This window comes from Petrocella sp. FN5 (assembly GCF_029210395.1).
GTDB lineage: Bacteria > Bacillota > Clostridia > Lachnospirales > Vallitaleaceae > Petrocella.
The window spans coordinates 1-2,955 of the sequence record NZ_JARGDP010000133.1; the positions used below are offsets into that span (position 1 = coordinate 1).

3 protein-coding genes are annotated in these 2,955 nt (G+C 35.1%); all 3 read left to right on the forward strand.

The window, feature by feature from the left end:
- The first annotated feature begins 77 nt into the window (after positions 1-77).
- Entirely contained in the window at positions 78-1,751 is a 1,674-nt protein-coding gene (locus P0N36_RS14885) for an S-layer homology domain-containing protein (RefSeq protein ID WP_275843661.1), read from the forward strand.
- A 104-nt stretch (positions 1,752-1,855) separates the two neighbouring features.
- Complete coding sequence (locus P0N36_RS14890) at positions 1,856-2,614, forward strand: hypothetical protein (RefSeq protein WP_275843662.1); 759 nt, start codon at positions 1,856-1,858, stop codon at positions 2,612-2,614.
- A gap of 71 nt (positions 2,615-2,685) precedes the next feature.
- On the forward strand, positions 2,686-2,955 hold a 270-nt coding region (locus tag P0N36_RS14895; RefSeq protein WP_275843663.1), incomplete at its 3' end, for a hypothetical protein.

The window sequence follows — 2,955 nt, forward strand, 5'->3', positions numbered from 1 at the left end:
ATATTTTATGATATTGTGTTGTTTAAATAGTTAAAAAAGTGTTAAGAAATCAGAGAGATCAGAGAATGGAGAGTGCTATGAAAAAGAGAATTATTTCAGCTTTATTTGTAATGACGATGATGGTGACAATGGTAATGGAAGGATTACCAGTTCATGCACAAGGGCAAGCAAGTAATATTATTAGTGCTACAGAAGGTAACACGACCTTTTACATTACCAAGGACAACGGTCTATGGGGCTATGGTGATAATTATTTTGGTCAAATAGGCAATGGATTCAAACAAGATTTTGTAGCAGTACCCTATAAGATTATGGATAATGTTAAGTCTGTGGCAACCAATCAAGGGAACACATTTGCGGTGAAACATGATGACTCACTTTGGTGCTGGGGTTCTAATACCAATTCGGTTTTCGGCAATGATGCCACAAGAGAAATACTAAGACCAATAAAAATAATGGATGATGTTAATATGGTATCGGCTCATAGGGGTTACGCTATGGTTATTAAAACAGATGGCTCTCTTTGGATTGCAGGTGCGAACATGCCAAACCTAAGCAATGATATATTAAATGAAGAAGCGAATAAAAGAGTATATACTCAAATTATGAAGGATGAAACCTTTAAATACATCAGTGCAACCCAGTATGGGGCATTTCTTATCAATGAGAATAACGAATTATGGGGCTTTGGAAGAAATAATAATAGTGTCTTAGGATTAGGCCATGATGAAGAAGTGACAATACCGACTAAAATTATGAACGATGTGGAATATGTAGCCGGTGGTGGCTCTAATGTTGTTGTTGTAAAAAAAGATGGTTCTTTATGGGTTGTTGGACAGGATACAGATGGTGAAGTAACTAAGAAGATGGACAATGTTTTATATGGGTTTACAACGTCTAATGGAAAATCCTTCTTTGCTGTAAAAAGGGACAATACCCTATGGGGCTGGGGAGGCGAAAGATATTTTGATCAAATGATGTCAGATTATAAGAGTGAGCCTAGACTGATTATGAGTGGTGTATATTTTGCCTCAGCAGGCACACGACATTTAATTGCAGCAAAAACAGATGGAACCCTTTGGAATGGTGGCGAGAATTACAACGGTGGTATTTTAGGAAAAGAAACCAAAAAAACTTCTCCAAGATACCCTATGGAAAAAGCAGTTGACAATATTAAAGATGCACCAGCACCATGGGCATTAGCAGAAGTAAGAGAAGCCGAATTTAGAAAGTTAGTACCACCAGAGATGCAAAGTGAATACTCAAAAACGGTTACACGAACAGAATTTTGTACCTTAGCGGTTATCATGATTGAACAAGCCAATGAAATGACAGTTGAAAAATATATTCAAAGTAAAGGCTTATCATTACCCGCGGTATCTCCTTTTGAAGATATTAATGGTTTAAGCGAAAGAGCTAAAAATGATATATTAGCAGCCTACACATTAGATATAGTCAATGGAACATCAGCGACTACCTTTGATCCGAATAACCCAATTACTAGAGAACAAGCAGCTAAGATGCTTACAGCGACAGCGACAGCTTTAGATGAAAATACAAGCGCAGAGGTACCAAGTTTTGCTGATGCCGAAGCGATTGCTAACTGGGCTAAACCTTATATTGGCTATGTCTTTAATGCCAAGGTAATGACAGGTGTGGGCAATGAGCGGTTTGATCCAAGAGGGGGATATCAAAGACAACAAGCCTATATGACGCTGTTAAGATTGTATAAAGAAATAAAAGGAATATAGTAAGTGCCAATGAGGATGCCGAAAAAGTGTTTTGTTATAAGATGAGACTTTTTAGCATCCTCTTAGTATAAAAACAAAACAATAAAGTAGAGGGTGAAGTTAATATGAAATTTAAGATATTAATATTAGTGTTAATGTTAGGATTAATAATGTTGACAGGTTGTAAAAAAGAAACTACATCAGTAAAAAATGAGCAAGTAGATCATAATCTAACAGAGGAAAATTCAGCAATTGTAGAAGTTGGAAATGTAGAAAAAGAGAATAATAATACTTCCACTAAGGCACTTAAACCAGAACATCAGTCTTTGGCAGATGAAATTGCTTTGGCCATTGAGAAAGGTTATAAATTTGACATGGGAGAAGTGATTTCTCGTCAAGGTGACTATTTTCTTCAGGGAAGCCAAGAAGCTATGGTTTTTCAAATTGGAAAAATAGAAGGAAAAAGATATACAGTACAAACAATAAATGGTCAATACGGTACGATTTTTGAAAATGATTTTTTTGATGATGAGATGGGTCTCAAATTGGAAAGGCTAATACATAAATTAGACGCTTACTCTAATAATTCGTTGTATGCTGAAAATGAATTTCATGACTGGGTTGTAAAGGAAGTAGATTTCGATTCAGATGGAGACAAGACAGTTGTTAAAGTAGAAACACAGTCTGATGGAAAGCCAGATGAGGAGCATACAATTGAGAATTACACAATCGTTGATGGTTTGTTGGAAAGCTATAGCGTATCTTCAAAATATATTAACAGTGGGGCGTTGCTAGAACATACTTATAATTATATTTCAAAGGGTCCAGTTGACGGCAGTGTATTAGAAGAAATTTATGAAGAGGTTAGCATGCTGGCTAAATAAAGAAAAATTATATCAAGAAAAAGCCAAAGAGATAAGAGCTTTGGCTTTTTTTGAAAAAGAGGTGAATGCATATGAGAAATAAAGCTATGATTATATGGATGCTTGCTTTGCTCGTTAGTGCAACGGCATGTTCAAAAACAGAGAATCAACAGGAAGATAAAAAAACCAGCAAACAAGTAGCAAATACAATTGATTTTGATTTGAAGATTTTCGATGATTTATCAATTGCAAAGAGAGAATTAAATGAGAAAGTAATAAATTATCTCGTAGAAAATCCTGTTATACGATTAGATTATTTTCCATTGGAAGGAAATGAAAAAATAGAAGTTAAAATAAATAAT